Annotated in this window: 19 protein-coding genes; 9 read left to right on the top strand and 10 right to left on the bottom strand. The window is 72.9% G+C overall.

Annotated elements, in window-relative coordinates; translation table 11 throughout:
* Positions 1-90 precede the first annotated feature (90 nt).
* Positions 91-921: an SDR family oxidoreductase gene (locus ACSMTC_RS01600; protein WP_436557800.1), complete on the top strand. Its 831-nt coding sequence runs from the start codon at positions 91-93 to the stop codon at positions 919-921.
* Between the two features lie 29 nt (positions 922-950).
* Here the strand turns inward: ACSMTC_RS01600 and ACSMTC_RS01595 are convergent, their stop codons facing one another.
* The 4 genes from ACSMTC_RS01595 to ACSMTC_RS01580 form a co-directional block, all read right to left on the bottom strand.
* Entirely contained in the window at positions 951-2,225 is a 1,275-nt protein-coding gene (locus ACSMTC_RS01595) for a hypothetical protein (RefSeq protein ID WP_436557799.1), read from the bottom strand.
* A gap of 110 nt (positions 2,226-2,335) precedes the next feature.
* Complete coding sequence (locus ACSMTC_RS01590) at positions 2,336-3,244, bottom strand: inositol monophosphatase family protein (RefSeq protein ID WP_436557798.1); 909 nt, start codon at positions 3,242-3,244, stop codon at positions 2,336-2,338.
* Positions 3,241-4,557: an aspartate aminotransferase family protein gene (locus ACSMTC_RS01585; protein WP_436557797.1), complete on the bottom strand. Its 1,317-nt coding sequence runs from the start codon at positions 4,555-4,557 to the stop codon at positions 3,241-3,243. The genes ACSMTC_RS01590 and ACSMTC_RS01585 overlap by 4 nt, the downstream gene beginning before the upstream one ends.
* A gap of 43 nt (positions 4,558-4,600) precedes the next feature.
* Complete coding sequence (locus ACSMTC_RS01580) at positions 4,601-5,353, bottom strand: HAD family hydrolase (RefSeq protein ID WP_436557796.1); 753 nt, start codon at positions 5,351-5,353, stop codon at positions 4,601-4,603.
* Positions 5,354-5,715: 362 nt separating this feature from the next.
* Here ACSMTC_RS01580 and ACSMTC_RS01575 point away from each other — a divergent pair, with 362 nt between their 5' ends.
* The 6 genes from ACSMTC_RS01575 (at position 5,716) to ACSMTC_RS01550 (ending at position 13,913) form a co-directional block, all read left to right on the top strand.
* Positions 5,716-6,621 carry a PfkB family carbohydrate kinase gene (locus tag ACSMTC_RS01575; RefSeq protein ID WP_436557795.1) on the top strand — a complete coding sequence of 302 codons (906 nt, stop codon included), beginning with the start codon at positions 5,716-5,718 and terminating at the stop codon, positions 6,619-6,621.
* On the top strand, positions 6,618-7,325 hold the full coding sequence (locus ACSMTC_RS01570) for an HAD family hydrolase (RefSeq protein WP_436557794.1): 708 nt from the start codon (positions 6,618-6,620) through the stop codon (positions 7,323-7,325). Before ACSMTC_RS01575 ends, ACSMTC_RS01570 begins: the two co-directional genes overlap by 4 nt.
* Positions 7,318-8,214, top strand: coding sequence for a glycosyltransferase family 2 protein (locus ACSMTC_RS01565; RefSeq protein ID WP_436557793.1), 897 nt, complete (start codon positions 7,318-7,320; stop codon positions 8,212-8,214). Before ACSMTC_RS01570 ends, ACSMTC_RS01565 begins: the two co-directional genes overlap by 8 nt.
* Before the next feature lie 355 nt (positions 8,215-8,569).
* A complete protein-coding gene (locus ACSMTC_RS01560; RefSeq protein WP_436557792.1) occupies positions 8,570-9,889 on the top strand; it encodes a carboxylate-amine ligase in 1,320 nt (439 codons plus the stop codon).
* Positions 9,877-11,661: an N-acetylglutaminylglutamine amidotransferase gene (locus tag ACSMTC_RS01555; RefSeq protein ID WP_436557791.1), complete on the top strand. Its 1,785-nt coding sequence runs from the start codon at positions 9,877-9,879 to the stop codon at positions 11,659-11,661. The genes ACSMTC_RS01560 and ACSMTC_RS01555 overlap by 13 nt, the downstream gene beginning before the upstream one ends.
* A 14-nt stretch (positions 11,662-11,675) precedes the next feature.
* On the top strand, positions 11,676-13,913 hold the full coding sequence (locus ACSMTC_RS01550) for a S9 family peptidase (protein ID WP_436557790.1): 2,238 nt from the start codon (positions 11,676-11,678) through the stop codon (positions 13,911-13,913).
* Between the two features lie 80 nt (positions 13,914-13,993).
* Here ACSMTC_RS01550 and ACSMTC_RS01545 read toward each other — a convergent pair whose 3' ends face one another.
* The 4 genes from ACSMTC_RS01545 to ACSMTC_RS01530 form a co-directional block, all read right to left on the bottom strand.
* Entirely contained in the window at positions 13,994-14,206 is a 213-nt protein-coding gene (locus ACSMTC_RS01545) for a hypothetical protein (protein ID WP_436557789.1), read from the bottom strand.
* 61 nt (positions 14,207-14,267) lie between these two features.
* Complete coding sequence (locus ACSMTC_RS01540) at positions 14,268-14,840, bottom strand: class I SAM-dependent methyltransferase (protein WP_436557788.1); 573 nt, start codon at positions 14,838-14,840, stop codon at positions 14,268-14,270.
* Between the two features lie 400 nt (positions 14,841-15,240).
* Positions 15,241-15,999, bottom strand: coding sequence for a maleylpyruvate isomerase family mycothiol-dependent enzyme (locus ACSMTC_RS01535; RefSeq protein WP_436557787.1), 759 nt, complete (start codon positions 15,997-15,999; stop codon positions 15,241-15,243).
* A gap of 380 nt (positions 16,000-16,379) precedes the next feature.
* Positions 16,380-16,712 (bottom strand): ArsR/SmtB family transcription factor, encoded by a 333-nt coding sequence (locus ACSMTC_RS01530; protein WP_436557786.1) that lies wholly within the window; start codon positions 16,710-16,712, stop codon positions 16,380-16,382.
* Between the two features lie 48 nt (positions 16,713-16,760).
* On the opposite strand from ACSMTC_RS01530, the gene ACSMTC_RS01525 reads away from it, so the two are divergent.
* Complete coding sequence (locus ACSMTC_RS01525; RefSeq protein ID WP_436557785.1) at positions 16,761-17,969, top strand: MFS transporter; 1,209 nt, start codon at positions 16,761-16,763, stop codon at positions 17,967-17,969.
* 377 nt (positions 17,970-18,346) lie between these two features.
* A complete protein-coding gene (locus tag ACSMTC_RS01520) occupies positions 18,347-19,252 on the top strand; it encodes an SAM-dependent methyltransferase (protein WP_436557784.1) in 906 nt (301 codons plus the stop codon).
* A gap of 8 nt (positions 19,253-19,260) precedes the next feature.
* Here the strand turns inward: ACSMTC_RS01520 and ACSMTC_RS01515 are convergent, their stop codons facing one another.
* Both ACSMTC_RS01515 and ACSMTC_RS01510 read right to left on the bottom strand, forming a co-directional pair.
* Entirely contained in the window at positions 19,261-20,763 is a 1,503-nt protein-coding gene (locus tag ACSMTC_RS01515; RefSeq protein WP_436557783.1) for a sensor histidine kinase, read from the bottom strand.
* Between the two features lie 58 nt (positions 20,764-20,821).
* Entirely contained in the window at positions 20,822-21,499 is a 678-nt protein-coding gene (locus ACSMTC_RS01510; RefSeq protein WP_436564566.1) for a response regulator transcription factor, read from the bottom strand.
* Positions 21,500-21,875 lie beyond the last annotated feature (376 nt).

Below are 21,875 nucleotides of genomic sequence, written 5' to 3'. Positions count from 1 at the left end.
TCCGCATGGTGTCATCGCCTTCCGCGATGGTGCACACGATGGCCAACATCCGTGGTGAAAGCTATATATGACAGATGGTCAGGTTTCCGTATGAGGATTCTGCTGCTCGGTGCGTCGGGGTTCGTGGGAGGCGGACTGTGGACCGCGCTGTCCGCCCGGCACGAGGTGGTCGGCACCTTCGCCGCCCGGAGGGTCCCGGGGCTGGTTCCGCTGGACCTGCGGGACGAGCGGGCGCTGGCCGGGCTGGCGGGCGGAGGCGGATTCGACCTCGTCGTCCACGCGGCCGGGCTGGTACCGCTGGAGGCGGCGGAGGGCGATCCGGGGCGGGCGCACGCGCTGAACGTCCGTCCGGTCGAGGTGCTCCTGGACGCGGTGCGCACCTCGGCGGCCAAAGTGGTCTTCCTCTCCAGTGACTACGTCTTCGACGGCACCCGGTCCCAGTACACCGAGGACGACCCGAGGTCCCCGGTGAACGTCTACGGCCGGACCAAGGCGGCCGCCGAGGACCTGCTGCTCGCGGACGGCACCCATCTGGTGGTGCGCATTCCGATGGTCTTCGGCCGCAGCCCCTGGGCGGACACCTTCCTGGCGCGGATGGCCGCGCCCACGACCGCCGCCCAGACGGACCTGGTGTGCGCGCCGCTGTACCTGCCGAGCCTCGGCCCGGCGCTGGCCGGACTCTGGGACCGCGCCGGGGTGGTGCACTACGGCGGCGGCGAGGTGGTGACCCGGTTCGAGCTGATGACGAGGGTCCAGCGGGCGCTCGGCCTGCCGACCCGGGTGGTCCCGGTGCGTGATGCGGACATCCACCCCGACTGCCCGCGTCCGCCCCGGCTGGTGCTCAGGAGTATCCGGCACGCCCTGCTGGGACCGGATCTGGACACCGCACTCGCCCACCTGGCGGCGGATGTGCGCGGCTGACCGGAGCGCGGGGAGCACCGCGGGACTCGTCATCCGTTCGGCAGGTGGTCGGCCACCAGGGCGAGGTGGCGGTCGGCGTCCAGCTCGCCCGGGTGGCCGAGTCGGGCGTCCAGATCGTTGATCAGCAGCGTGCCGAGGAGGTAGTGGCCGAGGGCCAGCTCAGCCGGCGTGGAGTTGACGCCCCGAAGGTCCGGCTTGGGTTTCGGGTCCGACAGCCGGCACGGGGCCTCCGCGAGCACATGGAGGTCGTGGATCAGCAGCAGCCGCTCCGGCCAGTGCGGATCGTCCCGGAACAGCTCGGACAGGCCCTCGTCCGAGCGCAGGAACGGCAGGAACCGGTGGACCGCCGCGCGGTACCCCGGATAGCAGGGCTGCCGGAACCCCACCTCGTAGCCGTGACGCCCCGAGCGGCGCACCGCGAAACCGAGCCGCAGCCCGGGATCCCACACGCTGAGGCTGAACAGCGTCTTCGCCAGGTCGTACACCGGATCCCAGGGCTCGGTGGCGCCGCGCGGGTCGATGATCCGGAAGTCGGCGCCGGCGCCCGGAAGTTCGCGGAGCAGGAGGTTGCGGGTGTTGGCGTCCCCGTGCGCGGGGAGCATCAGCCGCGGCGGCGCCATCCTGGCCAGCCGCTGCCGGTGACGGACCGTCAGGCGTTCCAGCACCAGGTGCGGGGCGTCGCACGGGACGCCGTTGACGACGAACCGGTCGGCGGTGAACAGGTCGGCCGGCAGCGCCCCGCGCAGGACGGGCAGGCGTCGCAGGAAGCGTCCCACCGTGACCGAGGCCAGGTGGCCCTCCGGGGTCGGGAAGGCCCGTGCCGCGTATCCGTCGAGGACCAGGGTCCGGACGACGGCCGGGTAGTGGCGGAAGAACGTCTCCACCCCGTCGGGAGACCCGCGCAGCGGGGCCGCGAGGTCCGTGGAGGCGAAGTAGGGCGTGGTGCAGGCCGACCAGCCGTCGGCGTCCAGGGAGTGCAGGACCGGCAGGTAGCGCGCGGCCAGCCGCGGTGCGCCGGCGCGGATCAGCTCGACCTGGCGCAGCTTGTGCCGGAAGGAGGCCAGGTCGTGGCCGTCCACGGCACCCTCCCCGGCCACCAGGACCTTGACCACCAGGGCGTCCCCGGCCGCCGTCGTGGCCCGGTGTACCCGGGCGGGGGAGCCGCCGTCGAGGATCTCCTCGCCGATGCTCAGCCCGAGGGTGTCGGCGACGGCCGCCAGGGCCCGCTGGTCGGTCCACTCGCCGGCCCAGGGACCCTGGGGCAGGTCGATGTGCTGGACCTCGTTGTGCTGTGTGCCGGTCAACGGCGTGGCCTCCTTGTCCCGGAGCCGGGGCGGCGTGGCCTCCGCCCCGGCCGTGCGGTCGGGTGCTCTTCCGGGGGCGCCCCGGCTCCCGGCACGCTGGAGCCCCGGCGCTACCAGCGGATGGACTCGATCAGCGCCGCGTGCAGTTTCGGGGTGCAGGCGGCGATGCACGAACGCTGGTTGCCCGGGCTGATGTCCAGCAGCAGGGTGTCGTGCAGCGAGCCGCCGTAGGCGTCGGTGATGGTGACCTTGGCCCGTTCCGCCAGGAAGACCGAGGCCGCGATGTCGTACGGGAACAGGTGCAGGATGCTGCCGTGGCCGACCCGGCGGAAGTCCGGTTCGGTCTCGGGGCGGTCGCGCAGCAGCCGGTTGCCGATGTCGACGTAGGCGTCCATCTGGCCGGTGATGATCCGGGAGATGGAGAAGGAGGCGCTGTTGAACACGTAGACGCCGCCCCGGTTGGCCGAGGCGTCCACCAGGTGGCCGTAGGCGTCGAGCATCAGCCGGGCCGGGTGGCCGTTGAACTCCAGTGACCAGAACATCCGTTCAAGGTCCGCGGTGGTGGAGAGCCGGGGCACCGGAGCGTGGTAGCCGCCGCTCTCGATCCCGTCCCCGTGGACGTCGGCGTACAGCCAGTTGCCCGACTTCAGCTCCTGGAGCATCGCGTACTCGATGTCGCCGATGACGGGCGAGTCGGTGAAGCGGGCCGCGGCGATGGAGACGCAGGCCATCTCCAGGTCGGCGGCGGCGCCCCGGGTGCCGTCGATGGGATCGATGACCAGCACGTGCCGGGGGTTCGAGCCGATCGTCCGCAGGCCTTCGCTCTCGGTGTAGACGGCCACGGGTGCGCCCACGTCCCGCAGGTAGTCCCAGGCCGCCCGTTCGGCGAGGACGTCGACGGGGAACTCGGCGTCGCCGCCCATCGCGGTACCCGTGACATAGCGGCTGCCGACACTCTCCCGGCCGCTGTTGACGGCGGCCCGGATCCGCTGGGACAGGCCCTGGACCAGCGCCCTCATGCGACCGAGAGGAACAGTCGCTCCAGCAGGTCACACATCTCGTCCGCCTCTCGCATGGTCATGATCAGGGCCGGTCGTACCTTCAGCACGTTGCCGTGCCCGTACAGCGAGGTCCGCAGCAACAGCCCCTGCTCCAGGCCGAGTTCGGCCAGGTGGTTGGTGAGCCGGGCGTCGGGCTGCCCGGCGCGGTCCACGATGTCGATCCCGATCATCAGGCCCACCCCGCGGACCTCCCGCACGAACGGCACCCGGGTGGCCAGTTCGCGCAGCCGGGTCGTCACGTGCGCGCCCACCGCCCGTACGTTCTCCAGGAACCCGGGACGGCTGATCACCTCGATGGTCTTCACGGCCGCGGCCGCGGCCAGGACGTTGCCGCCGAAGGTGGAGTTGATGTGGTGCCCCTCCACGCCCGTCAGCCGGTCCTCGGTGAGGATGCCGGCGATCGGCATCCCGGAGCCGCCGAGCCCCTTGCCGAAGGTCATCATGTGCGGTGCGACGCCGAAGTGGTCGGCGGCGAACATCTGCCCGGTGCGGCCGAATCCGGTCTGGATCTCGTCGAAGACCAGGATGATCCCGCGCTCCTCGCACAGCTCCTTGAGCGCCTGGAGGTAGCCGTCGGGCGGCACCACGTTGCCGCCGTTGCCGCTGATCGGCTCCAGCACCACGCAGGCCACCCGGCCGGTGCTGGCGTAGTCGATGAAGTCGTTGATCCGCTCCACGCAGAGCAGGCCGCAGGTGGCCCGCTCCTGCTTGTAGAAGCAGCGCAGGCAGTGCGGGTCGGGGACGTGCACGACGCCGGGGAGCATCGACGGGAAGGGCGTGCGGCGGAAGGCCGCACCCGAGGCGCCGATCATGGCCAGGGTCTGTCCGAGGTGCCCGCGGAAGAGGGTGACCACATCGGACTTGCCGGTGTGCGCCTGGGCGATCTTGACGGCGCTCTCGTTGGCGTCCGATCCGCTGGCCGACTTCAGATGCACCCGGGTGAGGTTCGGCGGTGAGACCTCGGCCAGCTTCGCCACCAGCTCGTTCAGCGGCCCGGTCTGGAACTTGGAGGTGACGTGGATGAGGTTGGCGGCCTGCTCGCGCACGGTCTCGACGATCTCGGGGTGGGCGTAGCCCAGGCTCAGGTTGAAGGTCCCCGCGGAGCAGTCGAGATAGCGCCGCCCGTCGTCGGCGTACAGGTAGACGCCCTCGCCGCCGACCACCCGGAGCTTGTCCGGAAGGTAGTAGTAGTGGTCCAGGACGTTCCCGACGTCCTGTTCCGACACGGGAGTTCGGACCGTTGCGCGGGTGGCGGGGTCGGCATGCGTCATGAGCCCTCCTGAGACGGGTCGGCGGTGCGAGGGTCGGGCACGGTCACCTGGCGGTCGGAACCGCTGCGGTAGCGGCCGGGCGGCGGGCGGGGTCCCCGGGGAACGCTCCGAGGAGCGCGGGCAGATCGAGCTGTTCGAGGGAGTCGAACCGCAGATCGGCCTCGCCGAGGTCGAGCGCGGCGGTGATCTGGTTCGGTACCGCGACGCACCGGATCCCGGCCCGTTTCGCGGCCCGCAGGCCGCTGGGCGAGTCCTCGAAGGCCACGGCCTGCTCCGCGGGGACGCCCAGCGCGGCGAGCGCCGCCACGTACAGGTCCGGTTCCGGCTTCGCACGGGCCGGGTCGCCGTCGGCGCACTGCACCGTGCTCCACCCCTCCCAGAGGCCGCACTGCCGCGCGTACTCGGCGATCCAGCTCCGGGTCGAGTTGCTGACGATGGCCCGGGAGATGCCGAGGGCGTCGACCGTCCGCAGCAGGGAGTGCACCCCGGGCCGGCCGCGCAGAGAGCCGAGCAGCTGGCGCTCTCTGCGGCGGACCCGCTCCTGGGCCGCCCGGCGGTCCACCGGCGCTCCGGTGAGCCGTTCCAGATGCGCCCACAGATCGAATCCGATAGTGCCGACGACCGAGGACCACAGATCGGCGGAGAGCCGGTGACCGAATTCCAGGAAGATCTCGGAGTGGGCGCGGAAGATGTCGGGTTCCGGGTCCCACAGTGTTCCGTCGAAATCGAAAAGGACCGCTCGGATCGTAGGCGAAGTGGAGGATTCCGTTACGGGCAGCACAAGGGGAGACTTCACGCAGCCCTCCGGACAACTGGGTACGGACTGTCGGGTGTGCGTCGGTGCGGCCTTCGTTGTGCGGGTGTCCGGCCGTGCGGGAACCCCAGGGGCCCGCCGACCGGCGAGTGACAGGCTAGGCAGGTGCGCCACGGGATGGGAAGAGTGCGTTGCCGTCCGGTCCGCCGGGAGCCCGCGGCGATACCGGAACAGGTGTCGGCCCGGCAGATGGAGATTCTGTCGATTTGCCGCGACGTCCTTCCCGGCCGCGCACCGGAGTGCCACACTCGGACGATGTTTCCGACGGCGTCGTGCCCTGGGAGCAGACGTGCGGAAATCCCACGCCCGGTTCTCCCGGGTCCAGCACGGGAGTCGACGAACTGATGGACGAGAACGTTCTTGGTGAAACGCTCTTCCGCCGGTCCGGCGGATCCGACCGGCTCCGGGTCGCGGTGGTGGGACACGTCGAGTGGACCACGATCGCCCGGGTCCGGAAGGTGCCGGCCCCCGGTGACGTGATCCACGCGGACCCGCTCTGGCAGGGTCCGGCGGGCGGCGGTGCGGTGGCCGCCGTGGAGTTGGCGGAACTGGCCGGCGGCTGCACCTTCTTCACCGCCCTGGGCGACGACGAGGCCGGGCTCCGCTCCCGTACGGAGCTGGAGCGGCGGGGAGTGCGGGTGCTGGCCGCGCCGCGCCCGGGGCGGACCCGCGAGGCGGTGAGCATGGTCGACGACTCCGGAGAGCGCACCACCGTCACCCTCGGCGAACGGCTCCAGCCCGCCGGGGGAGACGCCGTGGACTGGCGGGAACTGGCCGGTTTCCACGCGGTGTTCTTCACCGCCGGGGACACCGCCGTGCTGCGGGCGGCCCGGGAGGCGGGCGTACTGGTGGTGACCTCGCGCGAGCTCGCGACCGTGTCGGGGTCCGGTGTGGCGGTCGACGCCATGGTCGGCAGCGCGCACGACCCGGCCGAGCGCTACGACGGCACCCTGCTGTCGCGACCGCCGCGGCTGCTGGTCACCACCGACGGAATCCGCGGCGGACGGTTCGTCCGGCACGGCGAACCACCGCGCCGCTACCACGCGACCGAGGCCCCCAGCCCCCTGATGGACACCTACGGGGTCGGCGACAACTTCGCCGCCGCCCTGACCTACGCGCTCGCCGGGGGTGCGCCTGCCCCGGAGGCGCTGGAGTTCGCGGCGCGCCGCGGTGCGGCCTGCACCGCGCGGAGAGGGCCGTTCGAAGCCCGGCCCCCGGTCGGTGCCCGTTCGCGGGAGGCCGCCGCATGAGCGCGACCCTGCTGCTGTGGGACATCGACGGCACCCTGATCTCCCAGGCGGCCGCGTGCGCCGAGATCTACCCGCGCGCCTTCGAGCGGCTCACCGGCCGCCTCCCGGCCCATCAGGTGGACATCTCGGGCCGGACCGAACCCGACATCATGGACGAGCTGTTCCGCCGGCACGGCGTCAGCCCGTTCGCCCGGCACCGAGTGGCCGAGGTGCTGGTCCGGGAACTCGCGCTTAAGGCCGCCGAACTCAGAGCCTCGGGACGGGCCCTGCCCGGCGCCCGCGAGGCCCTCGCCGACCTGCGGACGCGGGCCGGCGTCGTCCAGTCCGTACTGACCGGGAACCTGCGCGCGAACGCCGCCCTGAAACTCGCCGCCTTCGGACTCGACCCCTTCGTCGACCTCAGGATCGGCGCCTACGGGGACGACGCGGTCGAACGGGCCGCCCTCGTCGCCGTCGCCCAGCGCCGTGCCGCGACCGTCCACGGCCAGGTCTTCGACGCCGGCAACACCGTCCTGATCGGCGACACCCCACGGGACGTCGCGGCGGGCAGGGACGGCGGGGCCCGGGTGGTCGCCGTCGCCTCGGGGGCGAGCGGCGTGCGGGAGCTGCGGGAGGCGGGAGCGGACTCGGTCCTGCCGGATCTGCGGGACCTGACGGCACTGATCCGCGCGGTGTGGTCCCGGGCCGGAGCGGACGATGGCTGAGCCCGCCGGGGGCCCGCCGCGGGCAGGGCTGGTCTCGGTCGTGATCCCCGCTCGCAACGCCGAGGCGACGATCGCCGTGCAGCTCGACGCCCTGTACCGGCAGACCTACCCGGGGCCCTGGGAAGCCGTCGTGGTCGACAACGGTTCGAGCGACGGCACCCGGGCGGTCCTGCGGTCCTGGCAGCGGAGGATGCCGCAGCTGAGACCGGTGAGCGCCCCGGAGGCGAGCGGCGCCAACCACGCCCGGAACATCGGCTGCCGGCTCGCCAGCGGCGAACTGGTGCTCTGCTGCGACGCGGACGACATCGTGGCGCCCGGCTGGATGGCCGCCATGGTGGAGACCCTGCGGACCAGCCCGGCCGCCGGCGGCGCACTGGAGCGCCGCTCCCTCAACGGAACCGTGGCACTGGCCGCGCGCCCTCCGAAGGAGTCCGACTCGCTGCTCGACACCTTCGGCTTCCTGCCCTACCCGGCGGGCGCCAACTGCGGGTTCCACAAGGAGCTGTGGAGGCGGCTCGGCGGCTTCGACGAGAGCTACCGCTACGGCTCCGACGATGTCGAGTTCTTCTGGCGGGCCCAGCTGGCCGGGTACGAGCTGGGCTTCTCACCGCACGCCGTCGTGCACTACCGGCTCCGCGACGGGCCGCTGGCGATCGCCCGCCAGCTCTACTGCTACGGCAGGTCGCACCCCCGGCTCTACCGGGACTTCCGCGCCTACGGGATGCCCCGCTCCCGGATCGGCGAGGCCGTCCGGGCGTGGTGGCGACTGCTCGTCCACGCGGGGGACCTGGCCGCCACCCCGGAACGCCGCAGCGCCTGGCTGGCCGGCCTGGCGCTGCGCGCCGGCCGGGTGGCCGGAAGCGTCCGCCACCGACGGCCCTACCTGTGATCGGGCCGGCCACCCGCCGTCCACCGCGGGCGGCGGGTGGCCTGCCCGGGGACCGGACCACCCGCTCGAAGCGTGGACGGGAGGGCACCCCGCGGGACTGCGGGCCCGCGGTGAGGGTCACCCGTCCGGCGGGGCCCCGTCGGGGTGCTCTCCCGGCGCGGTGGGCGGGTGCTCGCGGTGGGCGGGCCCAGCGGGCGGGCACGGCGGGCGGTCGTGGCGGGCTCGGGTCCTGATGCGGTGCGGGGGCGGTCGTGGGAGTTTGGTGTTCTGGGGGCGGACGACCGCGCTGAGCAGCCGTCCAGGGTGCGGCGGTGTAGCAGCCCGCCGTGCCGTCGAACCGGTTCGGAGGTGCCCGATGACCGTGTCGATGGGAGTCGAGGAGGAGTTCCACATCGTCGATGTGGAGAGCCGGATGCTGGTGGCACGAGCCCGCGAGGTGCTGGACCGCTTACCGGGCCGCGGCTTCACCACCGAGTTCCTGCAGTCGGTCGTCGAGTCCAACAGCGGAGTGCACGTCTCGCTGGACGCTCTCCACGCCGACCTGGCCCGGTCCCGGCGGACCCTGGTCGACGCGGCCGCCCCGCTGGGCCTGGCGGTGGTCGCGGCCGGAACCGCGCCACTGGCCCGGATGGGGTCGGTGTACGCCACACCGCACCCCCGGTACCTGCACATGGCCGACGAGTACCGCCTGGTGGCCGACGAGCAGCTGATCTGCGGCGCGCAGTTCCATGTGGACGTGCCCGACCGCGACACGGGCATCCGGGCGATGTGCGTGGTCTCGCCCTGGCTGCCCACCCTGCTGGCGCTGTCCGCCAGCTCGCCCTTCTGGCTCGGCGCGGACACGGGTTACGCCAGTTGGCGCACCCTGCTGTGGCAACGCTGGCCCACCACCGGTCCGGTCGGCTGCTTCGGCTCGGCGGCCGACTACGACGCGACCGTGACGGCGTTGATTCGTTCCGGAGTGATCACTGACGCCGGGATGGTCTACTACGACATCCGGCCGTCCGCGCACCAGCAGACCCTGGAGCTGCGGGTCTGCGACGCCTGCCCCCGCGTGGAGACGGTGGTGATGATCGCCGGGCTGTTCCGCGCGCTGGTGGCCGATGCCTGCGAGGCGGTGCGGGGATCAGACGGCTGCCGGCACTTCCGGCAGCACTGGCTGCGCGCCATGACCTGGCGTGCCGCCCGCTCGGGGCTGGCGGGCGACCTGGTCGATCCGGCCACCGGCCTGGCGAGGCCGGCCCGCACCGTGGTCCGGTCGCTGCTGGCGCGGTTGCGGCCGCCCCTGGAGGAGTTCGGCGACTGGGAGATGGTCTCGGGGCTGGCCGAGGAGACGCTGGGGCTCGGCGACGCCGCCCACCAGCTGCGGCGCGTCGCCGCCGACGGCGGCCTGACGGCGGCCGTCGACTTCCTGGTCGCCCGGACCCGGGCGCACCCGGTGGAAGCCGGTACCCGTGCGCGGATCGACCGCAGGGGCCTGTCGGCCCGCTACCGGCAGAACCGGGCCACCCGGCTCGCGGACCGCCGGTCGGGCGCCGTGCCGCACCGGACGGGCCGGACGGCGGTCGCGCACGGACAGCCGTTCGCCGGCGGCTGCGACCCGACGATCGCCGCAGTCCGCCGGTCGGCCCTCCGCCACCGCTCGAACGGGGGTGAGACGGCATGTGCGGGCTGAGCGGAGAGATCCGCTTCGACGGCGGGCGCCCCGACCTGGCCGCCGTGGAGCGCATGACCGACCGGCTGGCGGCTCGCGGGCCCGACGGCCGGGGACTGTGGTCGCAGGGCGCCATGGCGCTCGGCCACCGGCGGCTGAAGATCATCGACCTGTCGGAACGCGGCGCCCAGCCGATGACCGACTCCGAGGGCCGGCTCACCGTCGTCTTCAACGGCTGCATCTACAACTACCGGGAGCTGCGGCAGGAGCTGGGCGACCTGGGCCACCGCTTCTTCTCCACCTCCGACACCGAGGTGCTGCTCAAGGCGTACCGGCAGTGGGGCACGGCTTGTGTCGAACGACTGTTCGGCATGTTCGCCTTCGCCATGGCCGAGCTGGACACCGGTCGGCTGGTGCTCGCCCGCGACCGGCTCGGAATCAAACCGCTCTACCTGGCGCAGCGGGCGGACCGGCTGCGTTTCGCCTCCTCACTGCCCGCCCTGCTCGCGGGCGGCGGGGTGGACACCTCCATCGACCCGGCCGCACTGCACCAGTACCTGACCCTGCACGGTGTGGTGGCGGCACCGCGCACCGTGCTCACCGGAGTCCGCAAACTTCCGCCCGCCACCGTGCGGGTCGTGGAGCCGGGCGGCAACCAGCACGACCAGTGCTACTGGCAGCCGTCCTACAGCCGTCGGCCCGAGCACGCGGGCATGGACGCCGCCGACTGGCGGGAAGCCGTGCTCGAAGCGCTGCGCACCGCTGTCCGGCGCCGCACGGTGGCGGACGTACCGCTCGGAGTGCTGCTCTCCGGTGGCCTGGACTCCAGCCTGATCGTGGCGCTGCTCGCCGAGGCGGGCCAGGACGACCAGGCCACCTACAGCGTGGGGTTCGAGGCGGAACGCGGCGAGCAGGGCGACGAGTTCAGCTACTCGGACCTGGTGGCCCGGGAGTTCGCCACCGACCACCACCAGATCATGGTCACCTCGGACCGGCTGCGGACCGCCGTGGACCGGGCGGTGGCGGCCATGAGCGAGCCGATGGTCAGCCACGACGTGGTCGCCTTCCACCTGCTGGCGGAACAGGTCTCCAAACACGTCAGCGTCGTGCAGAGCGGGCAGGGTGCCGACGAGATCTTCGCCGGGTACCGCTGGCACCCCGCTCTGGCGGCCGTGCCGCGCGAGCGGGAGCCCGAGACGTTCGCCCGGGTGTTCTTCGACCGGTCGCACGCCGAGTTGGGCCGGATCCTCCAACCGGAGCTGCTGGTGGACCACGACGTCTCCAAAGAGCTGGTCCACGCGAACATGGCGCCCGCGGGAGCCGAGACCGCCCTCGACGCCGCCATGCGGCTGGACACCCACGTCCTGATGATCGACGACCCGGTCAAGCGGGTCGACAACATGACCATGGACTGGAGTCTGGAGGCACGCGTGCCGTTCCTGGACCACGAGCTGGTCGAGCTGGCCGCCGCCTGCCCGCCGCAGTTCAAGCTCGCCCACGGCGGCAAGGGGGTCCTCAAGGACGCCGCCCGCAAGCTGCTGCCGCGCGAGGTCATCGACCGGCCCAAGGGCTACTTCCCCGTCCCGGCGATCCGCCGGATGGCCCCGCCGGTGCTCGACCGGATCCAGCAGGCCCTGTCGGCCCCCGAGGCCCGATCCCGGGGGATCTTCCGGGAGGCGTACCTGGCCGAGCTGCTGGCCGCACCGGACGCCCATCGCACGGCGCGCGGGGCGAACGCCCTGTGGCAGGTGGCCCTGCTGGAGATGTGGCTGCAGTCCCACGGGATCAGCTGAGCGGGAGCCGGACCGTGGTGGACCAGCGCGCCGATCCCGTGGCCCCCGGGCCGGCGGCCCCCCTGGCCGTGGCCCCGGGCCTGGCGGCCCCCCTGGCCGTGGCCCTCCCGGACGCCCACGACACCCGGGAGGGCCACAGCCCGGTGACCGCCCACGGCTGCTGGTACCCGTCGGCGGACCCCACCGGCGGGCGGGTGGCCTTCATCTGCAACCGCGGCGGCGTACCGCAGCTGTGGACCGGATCGGCCGACGGCGACGACGTGCACCTCCTCGACACCGGGACCGACCCGGTCATCGAGGTCTCCTGGTCCCCGGACGGCCGCTGGATCGCCTACACCACCGCCCCCGGCGGCGGCGAACACACCCGCGTGCTCTGCGTCCGGCCGGACGGCAGCGACCGCCGGGTGCTGGCCGGCGCGGTGGCGGGCAGCACCGCCTACCTCGGCCGCTGGACCCGCGACGGTTCGGCCCTCGCCATCACCACCACCGATCCGCTGGTCGGCTTCCCCGTCACGGAGTACGGCGGCACCACCGCTCCCGCGCCGTACCAGGAGGTGCCCCCGAGCGAGTGGACCAGCCGGGACGGGCGCCCGGTGCTGCTCGGCGGCGCCCACCACGGCGAGGTCGGGACACCGTTCCCCAGTGCCGGAGTGCTGCGCCCCCCGAAGCCGGCGCCCTACGAGCCCGCCCCCGAGCCGCACCTCACGGGCGGGGGCCTGGCCGCCTACCTGGCCGATCCGGCCGGCGTGTGGCCCCCCGAACTCATCGCCACCGAACCGGCGGGCGCCACGCTGCGGGTGTGCGACACCACCCCGGACGGCCGGCTCGCCCTGCTGCTGCGAGGGCCGCGCGGCGGGCGTGAGGCGGTGGTGCTGCGGACCGGCACCCGCGAGACGGCCTACACGGTACGGGTGGCCGACGGCGACCCCTGGATCGGCCGGTTCTCGCCCGACGGCCGGAGGCTGTACCTGCGCAGCGACGCCGACCGCGAGTTCGCGGCCCTGGTCACCGCCGAGCTCGGGCCGGACGGTGCCTGTCTGCGCCGTCTGGTGACCGCCCAACGCGAAGGCGCCGACCTGGAGTTGCTGTGGATCCAGGACGACGGCCACAGCGCCGTCCTGGCGTGGAACATGCACGGCCGCACCGAGCTGGAGACCATCGCCCTGCCCGCCACGCTCCGGCGCTGGGCCGGCGGCGGTGACGGCGTCGGGGCGGAGGTGGACGGCGGGGTGGAGGTGGCCGGCGGGGCGGAGGTGGACGGCGGACACGCTCCGCCCGAACTCCCCGTGCGTTCGGTGCCGTTGACGCACGAGGTGGTGACCCGGATCAGTCCGGCAGGCCCTCAGGGACTGGTGCTGGCCGTGTCCGGTTCCCTCCGCCGGCCCGGCGTCTGGCATACGGCGGACGGCGGGTCACCCCTGCGTACACCGTGGTCCTCGCGTGACGAGGACGCCGTCGCACCCGGCCGCCCGCCGGTGCGGCCCGTGCACCTGCGCCTGCGGGCCCGCGACGGGCTGGAGCTGGGCGGCTGGTACTACCGCGCCCCCGGCCACGACTCCGACCTCCGGACCCCGTGCGTCGTCCATCTGCACGGCGGGCCGGAGCAGCAGGAGCGACCGGTGTTCGATCCGCTCTACCACGAGTTGCTCGGCCACGGCCTGGCCGTCTTCGCGCCCGACGTGCGCGGCTCGCTGGGCGCCGGCCGCTCCTTCGTCAACGCCGACCTCGGAGCCGGGCGGTTCGCGGCGATCGACGACGTCGCGGACTGCGCGGCGCACCTGATCACCCTCGGACTCGCCGACCCCCGGCGGCTGGCCGTGATGGGTCACTCCTACGGCGGCTACCTCACGCTGGCCTCCCTGGTCTGGCATCCGGAGCTGTTCCGCACCGGTGTCTCGGTGTGCGGCATGTCGGACTTCCTGACGTTCTTCGCCGGCACCGAGCCGTGGATCGCGCGATCGGCCGCCGCCAAGTACGGCCATCCCGAACGCGACCGTGACCTGCTGCACGCGCTCTCCCCGATGAGCCGCATCGACGCCCTTCGGGTACCGCTGCTGGCCGTCCACGGCGAGCACGACACCAACGTCCCACCGGGCGAGTCCGAGCAGATGGTCCGGGCGGCCCGCCAACGGGGAATCCCCGCCGAACTGCTGGTACTGCCCAACGAGGGCCACGAGTTCAGGAACACCCGCAACCGGGTCCTGTTCCGCCGTACCGCGGCCGCCTGGATCGAACGCCACCTCGTCGGCTGAGGCCACCGTTCCCCGTTCGGCGGCGTTCCCCCGGAGAGTCACCCCGTCCGTGCCCCCGCCCGTGCCCAGGGGCCCGCGACTCAGCGGAACACCGCGGCCAGGCGGTCACCGCCGCGGCCGGGCAGGGCGGCGCTGACGCGGCCCACGGGCAGGCGGGGGTGGAGGTAGGCGTACTCGCCGCGGAGTTCGACCGCGGCGCGGACCTCGTTCAGGGTGGCCCTGGCCTCCGTGAACCGCCCGGCACGGTGCTGGGCCTGGGCGAGCAGGCCGAGGTGCAGCGGGAGCCTGAACACCGTCCGGGAGGCACGGAGTTCGGTGAGCGCGGAGCGGATGAGGCGGATTCCGGGCTGCTCCTCACCGGTGTGCCAGCGCCCAGCCCTGGCACACCTGCAGCATGGCCTTCCAGTAGCGCAGGCCGTAGCGGGCGGAGAGCTCGACCCCGCGTGCGCTGGAACGCTCCACGGTGGGGACGTCGTCCTCGAAGGCCGCGAGTACGGCGTCCATGTAGAGGGCGAAGGCCTGGTCCAGGTCCGCCTCGCCGACCAGGTTGTTCACCGCGTCGTCCATGCACAGCACCACGTCGTGGTCCGCCGTCCCGAGCTGCCCGGGAAGGTCGCGCATGTCCGCCTGGTGGAACTCGATGCCGCGGTTCTCCGGCTTCGCCCGCGCCTCGGCGATCATCGCCGCACTCAGGTCGCACCCCAGGACCCGGTAGCCCCGGTCGCGGAAGGCGGCGGTGCTCTTGCCGGTGCCGCAGGCCACATCCCACAGGCGCCGTCCGGGCACGATATGACGCTGCATCAGATCATCCAGCAGGCCGCTCCAGCGGAGGTAGTCGTCGTAGCGGGTGAAGCGGTCGTAGAAGGGCGCGAGCGACTCGTACGTCGTCAGCGCCGGGTCGACCGTCTCACTCCGCGCGGCTGCCATGGCTCTCCTCTGCCCTGTCCCGTCATCGGTCGCCGTCGCCCACCGCTCGGCCGGCGGTCCTGGCGACGGCTCCCACTCTGGCCGGGCCTCCTTGCCGATGGCTTGCCGTAGCGCTTGCCACCGGCCTTGCGCGACCTTGCCGTCGGCTTGCCCGGGGCCGCCTCGGGCGGGTGCCGTGCTGCGAGGCGTCTCCGGGAGGCTGTTCGATCCGGGGCGGGTTCGCCGGGTGCAGCGAGCCTCTCCGGCGCCGCCGTCAAGGGCGTGGCCGCCGTTGGTGGAGAGGTGGCCGTGGCCGCCGACGGCGATGAGCAGACGGACGCCAGGTCACCCTCCGGCCCGGGAGAAGGGGCGGGGGTGACCTGGATGAGGGGGTGGCCGGGGCGGTGCGCCCCGGTCGCGGTCAGAACGCCGAGTGGGTGAACCAGTGCGCGAGCAGTTCCTGGTCCCCGTCCGTGCGGACGGTGTCGGCGGTGCGGTCCAGCCGGCCGTAGAGCAGCAGCAGGAGATCGGCAGCGGTGGCCTCGACGGTGGCGTCGGGGCGGTCCGAACCGGCGGGGTCGAGCCCGAAGCCGTCGGGGCGCAGCCGGACCAGCCAGTCGCCGTCCGCGTCCGTGCAGGTGAACCGGATGGTCCGGTCCGGGCCGCGCAGCTGGGCGGTGCCCGGGGCGAAGACGGCCGCGAACGGCAGGTTGACCAGGAACTCGTCGACGCCGTCCACCGCGAGCGCGCGGTCGATGTCGGGGCGCAGCCCGAGGGCGAGTTCGGCGTCGGCCCGGTGCACCAGGGTCTCGAACAGCATCCGGCGGGCCCAGAAGCGGGCGTGCTGGTCGGCTCCCCAGGCCCACATCGGCGCGTTCGGGTCGGTGGCGGCGAACGACTCGGCGGCCACCGCCGCGCTCTCGGCCAGCCAGTCGGGGTAGTCCGCGAGGTCGGCGGGCAGCTGGAGGTCGACGTCCCGGCTGGTCGGCCGCTGCTGGATCCGCTGCCGCAGCAGGGTGGCGAACATGCGCTGCACGCTGCCGGTGTGCCGGATGAGGTCGGTCAGTGTCCAGCCGGGGCAGGAGGGTACCGGTGCGGCCGGATCGGCGGAGCGGACGGTTCGGACGAGATGGGCCGTCTCGGCGGCGACGGCGGCGCGGTGGTCCACGGCGGTGCTCAACGTGGTGGCTTTCTGGTCTTGTCCGTCGGATCGGAGCGTCAGCCGAGCGGCTTGGCAGCGGCCCAGCGAAGATGCGGCAGGGCAGAGACTTGATGACCTGAATGGTTGAGATCTTCAAGTAATGATGAAGATAGGTTCAAAGGGTGAGGGTGTCAATCAACGGTGCGACCCGCTGAGTGGGCCCGTCCGAATCGCTTTGGTGCCGCAGGGGGATCCGTTCGGCGCCAGGTGGCCTGCCTCTGCCGGACGCCGGCAATCTGCGCGCCGCTCGGGCCCCGTGGGCGGGCGTCTGATCTTCCTGTGCCGACCGGACCGCTGACGGAGCCTCCTGGTTCGGCCTGCCGGAGTTTCGGCGGTCCCGGGCCGAGTGTCGTCGGACCCTAGGATCCGGCCGGTTGCCGGTCGGAGTCGATGTTGTCGAGTACGGCGCCGAGCAGGCCGGGGAAGCGGGCCTCGAACTCGTCGGTGCGGAGCCGGGCGCTCTGTCGCTGCCCCTGGTGGGTGCGGCGCAGCAGTCCGCACTCGCGCAGGATCCGGAAGTGGTGGGAGGCGTTGGACTTGCTGATGCCCAGCTCCTGGTAGATCGCCGAGCACTCGGTCTCACCATCGCGGGCCAGCAGAGCCACGATCCGCAGGCGGAGCGGGTCGCTGAGCCCGTTCATCGCGGCCGCCAGGGTCACGGTCGCCGGATCGGCATGGAAAGCGTCACGCATGCGCCCAGAGTACTCCGATGGTTCAATGATTGTTGTACCGTTGGATCTATGTCGATGCTGAATCCACGGATCCATCTCCTCGCCCTCGGCACCTTCACCGTCGGCACGGAGGGCTATGTGGTCGCCGGTGTGTTGCCCGCCGTCGCCCACGACATGCACACCTCGGTGGCCCTGTGCGGCCAGTTAGTGACCGTCTTCGCCGTGGCGTACGCGCTCGGCGGGCCACCGCTGATCAGGCTGTTCCACAGTGTCCGGCCGAAGCGGCTGCTGATCGGCGCCGCAGTGTTCTTCGCGGCCGCGAACCTGCTCGCCGCGGTCGCACCGGACATCGGCGTGCTGATCACCGCGCGGATCCTGGCCGCCGGTGGCGCGGCCCTGTTCCTGGCCCCGGCCGCCGCGGCGGCGGCCGCGCTGACCCCGCCCGAACTGCTGCCGCGGGCGATATCGGTGACGGCCACCGGTAACGCGCTGGCGTTGACGGCGGGCGCGCCCATCGGGACGGTGATCGGGTCCGCGTTCGGCTGGCGGGTGTCCTTCCTGCTCGTCACGGGCCTGGCGGTGCTCACCGCGCTACTGGTGGGAGTGTTCCTGCCCGAGGTGCCGCTGTCCCCGGCGCCCGGCGGCGGCCGGCTCGCACTGCTGGGGAACCGGTCGATCCGGTGGGCACTGGCCACCACCTTCGGGCTGTTCCTGGCCTCCTACACCCTCTATACGTATCTCTCCCCGGTCATGGGCGCCGCGACCGGGGCGGACAGCACCGGCGTGGCCGTCCTGATGGTGGTCTTCGGCGCGGGCGGACTCATCGGCGGCCGGGTGATCGGACGGGTGCTGGCGCGCTTCGCACTGGCCCGGGTGCTGCGGATCGCACTGCTCGTGGTCACCGCCGTGATCGCGCTCATCGCACTGCTGACCGGCGTGCACGCGCACACCACGGCCGGCAGTGCCGTCACGTTCCCGATCATGCTGATCTTCGGGGCGGCCTGGTGGTCCGGTGGCATCAGCCAGCAGACCCGGGTCGCGACCCTCGCCCCCGACCAGCGCTCGCTGGCTCTGGGCCTGCACTTCTCCGCGCAGTACCTCGGTGTCGCCGCGGCCGGCGCCGTCGGCGGACTCGCCCTCGGGGTCTTCGGGCCTCTCGCAGTCCCCATCGCCGCCGGTGTCATCGCCATCGCCACCATCGTGACCGTCCGACACATCGCCACGCCGGTACGGCAATCGAAGGGCTCGGTACCCCACAGGCAGCCGGCTGCCCGCTGACGGAGCTCGCGCACGGCCCGCTGAAGGGGCCCGCGCACGGCCGCTGGCGGGGCCCGCGCACGGCCCGCACCGATGGAGTTCGGCTGCGGGCCGTGCGCGGCGGCGACCGGGTGCCCGTCGCACTCGCAAGTACCGTCACACTGCGGTCAGTTCGGCACTCGGCAGCACGGACGACCGCGGGGCCGGTGCGGTCGCCCCGGTGGCAGGGAACGCGTGACCGATCGCCAACTCCGGCCGAATCGGCCACCGTCCACCACGGTCGGCGAGCAGGCGGCCCGGCTGCCAGGCGTGTTCCGCGGTCGGGGCCGGGAGCAGCTGGCAGCATGGGCCGAGGCGGTCTCCCGTCCGGGAGCACCGAGCGAGCAGGGAGGTCGAAAGTGACGGAGGAAGACGCCGGTCGGTACTACGCGGCCGGTGAGGTCGACGGCTTCTACTCGGCGGTGTGGGGTGGTGAGGACATCCACACCGGGATCTACGCCCACGCCCGTGAGGCGGTCGCGGACGCCTCCCGCCGCACGGTCGCGCACACCGCCACCCGGATCGCCGACCGCCTCGGGCCCGGAACCCGCGTGCTGGACCTCGGCTCCGGCTACGGCGGTCCCGCACGCTACCTGGCCCGGACCTTCGGCTGCCGGGTGACCGCACTCAACATCAGCGAGACCCAGAACGAACGCCACCGCCGGACCAACGCCGAGCGCGGCCTGGACGACCGCATCAGCGTGGTGACCGGCTCCTTCCAGGACATCCCCTTCCCCGCGGCGCACTTCGACGTCGTCTGGTCCCAGGAGGCCTTCTGCCACAGCCCGGACCGCGACCGCCTGCTGGCCGAGGCGGTCCGTGTGCTGAGGCCGGGCGGTGAGCTGGTCTTCACCGACGTGATGGCCGCGGAGACCGCCGGTTTCGGACAACTGCGCGACGTCCTCGCCCGGTTGCACGTCACCACCCTGGCCACGCCCCGCTACTACCAGCGCGCGCTCACCGAACTGGGCCTGGACGGTGTCGACTTCGAGCAGCTCGACCAGCACCTGCTGACCCACTACATCCGCATCGAGGAGGAGACCCGCAGCCGCGCCGCCGAGCTCGAAGGCCTCCTCGGCCCCGCCTACCTCGAAAGCCTGCTCGCGAACCTGCCCCTGTGGGTCGAGGCCTGCCGCTCCGGCCTCCTCCGGTGGGGCGTCTTCCACGCCCGCGCCGGCTCGCAGGACGGCATCGCGCCCCCGGACAGCTCCGACAGCGGTGACCCACCACCCGCGCGATCACCCCTCGGATCGCCGGAGACGTGAGGGCCGCCTCAGACGCGTGGGAGTCGGATCCTGAAGGTGGCTCCGGAGCCGCCGTCCGGCACTCCGCCGTCGCCGGTGCCGCCGTCGGAGCACGGGCCGGCCAGCCGCAGGGTGCCGTGGTGCCGGGTGGCGATCTCGCGGGCGATGGCGAGGCCGAGGCCACTGCCGCCGCTGTCGCGGCTGCGGGCCTCGTCGAGGCGGGTGAACCGTTCGAAGATCCGCTCGCGGTCCTCGGGCGGGATCCCGGCGCCGTCGTTGTGGACGTCGACCACGGCGGTGTCGCCCGTGCCGCGGACCGTGATCCGGACCTGGCTGCGGGCGTGCCGGACGGCGTTGTCGAGCAGGTTGCGCAGCAACCGGTGGAGCGCGAGCTGTCGGCCGTGCACCAGGACGGGCCCGGCGGCGTCCAGTTCCACGGTCGGCCCACCGGGCAGCAGATGGCGGGTCTCGGTGACCAGGTCCTGGGCAAGGTCGGTGAGGTCGACCACGGTCGCCGCGGACTCCGCCGTGCCGGGGCGGGTGAGGTAGAGCAGGTCCTCGGTCAGCTGCTGGAGGCGTTTGACGGCGCGGAGCGCTTCTCGGGTGCCGGTGGGCCAGTCGGTCCGCTCGGGGTGGGCGAGCGAGACCTCGAGATTGGTGCGCAGGGCCGAGATCGGGCTGCGGAGCTCGTGCGAGGCGTCGGCGACGAACCGGCGCTGCTGTTCGGCGGCCCGCTGCAACCGGTCGAGGGTGTCATTGGTGGTGACCGCCATCCGGGAGATCTCGTCCCTGGCGGCGGGTACCGGCACTCGCCGGTCCAACCGCTGCTCGCCGATCTCGGCGAGTTCGGCGCGGATCGCCTCCACCGGCCGCAGCGCCCGGCTGGTGGAGGCCCAGGCGATGGCCGCGACCAGCAGTGCCGCGACCGGGACGCCGACCAGCAGGGCCGGGTCGACGGCGGCGACCGCATCCTCGGCCTCGAAGGGGGTGACCAGAACGTACACGGTGTAGTCACCCTCGCCGGTGAAGGCGCTCCTGCCCTGGTCGGCGGGCATCGGCAGGACGTGGCTGTAGGCGCCGACGGCGGTGAAGGTGCGTCCGGCGTAGCGTCCGCCGCCGGGACGGTGGCCGATCCTGACGGTGCGTACGGTGCTCCAGCTGGGCGGAGCGAACTTCGGGGCCGGAGTGAGCTCGTCCCGGATCAGGGTCTGCCCCACCAGCGGGCCGCCCACCACGACCATCCGCCCGGTCGGGTCGAGCACGACGTAGGGGAGTCCGACGGTGTCGGCGTGCCGGACGGTCGTGGCGCCCTGATCGGCCGCGTTGTCCCGGGCGATGGTCCTGGCCTGGTAGAGCGCCTGTGACTGGTTGGCGGCGAGCCGCGACCCGTAGACGTGCTCACGCAGCCACCAGGCGCCGCCGCCGAGCAGCAACAGGGCCGCCGATCCCGCCGCGACCGAGGTGCGCAGCCGGGTCGGCATCCGGCCGGACCACGGCGCCCGCCCCGGCAGCACCCGGTGGGCGCGGGGCACTCGCCTCTCCTTCCGGTCGTGCCGCGACCGCCGCGGGCGCGGGGGTTCCGGTGTCGGTTCAGCCACGGTCGTCGACCAGCCGGTAACCGGCGCCGCGTACGGTCTGCAGGCTGCGGCGGCCGAACGGAGCGTCGAGCTTGCGGCGCAGATTGCTCACGTAGACCTCGACGATCGAGCCGTCGCCTTCGTAGGCCGTGTCCCAGACCTCGTCGAGGATCTCGCCCTTGGAAAGGACCTGGCCGGGGTAGCGGGCCAGGCAGTGCAGCACGTCGAACTCGCGGGAGGTGAGGGCGACGGTCCGCTCGCCGCGTCCGCAACGGCGGGCGAGCGGGTCCAGCCACAGATCGCCGAGGCGGATGACGGGGTCGCCGCAGCCCTGGCTGCGGCGGATCAGTGCGCGCAGCCGGGCGATGAACACGACGTACGAGAACGGTTTGGTGAGGTAGTCGTCAGCGCCCGTGTCCAGGCCCTCCGCCTCGTCGTACTCGCCGTCCTTGGCGGTGAGCATCATGACCGGGGTGTCGACTCCGGCCCGGCGCAGCTCCGCGCAGACCCGGTAGCCGTTGAGGGCCGGCAGCATGATGTCGAGGACGATCGCCCGGTAGGGGTGACGTTTCGCCAACTGGAGGCCGGTCAGCCCGTCGGTGGCCAGGTCGACGGTGTAGCCCTCCGCCTCCAGACCGCGCCGGACGGCGGCGGACACGTCGGGGTCGTCGTCCACCAGCAGGATGTTCATGCGCTCCAGCATGCCAGGGAGGGAAGATTGCCCACCAAATGGTCCTTAAAGCTTCTTAAGGTTATTAAGCCGTCATTCAGGGTGATTCCGGCAGTCTGCTTGGTGTCCAGCCCGGTCCGCGTTCCCCGTGACGCGTCCGCCGTTTCGCGTTCCCGCAACGCGTCCGCCGAGGAGGCCAACTTCCTTGTATCGCAGGCTGATTCGCATCATGCTCGGCGCGGCCGCGCTCACCCCCGTGCCCGTGCCTGTGCCCGTGGCCGGCCGCTCGGACCACGGTCCTCCGGTCGGGTCCCGGCCGTCTGCGTTCCGCCCGGCCGCCGCGCCTGCCGAGGGTGCCGACCGAGGTGGACCTCCCGGTGCGCCGCACCTGTGCCGG

Origin of the sequence: Kitasatospora sp. HPM-01-4 (genome assembly GCF_051374625.1) — a bacterium.
Classification (GTDB): domain Bacteria; phylum Actinomycetota; class Actinomycetes; order Streptomycetales; family Streptomycetaceae; genus Kitasatospora.
The sequence above is the reverse complement of the archived record's forward strand: the minus strand, read 5'-3'. Positions and strand labels throughout refer to the sequence as shown.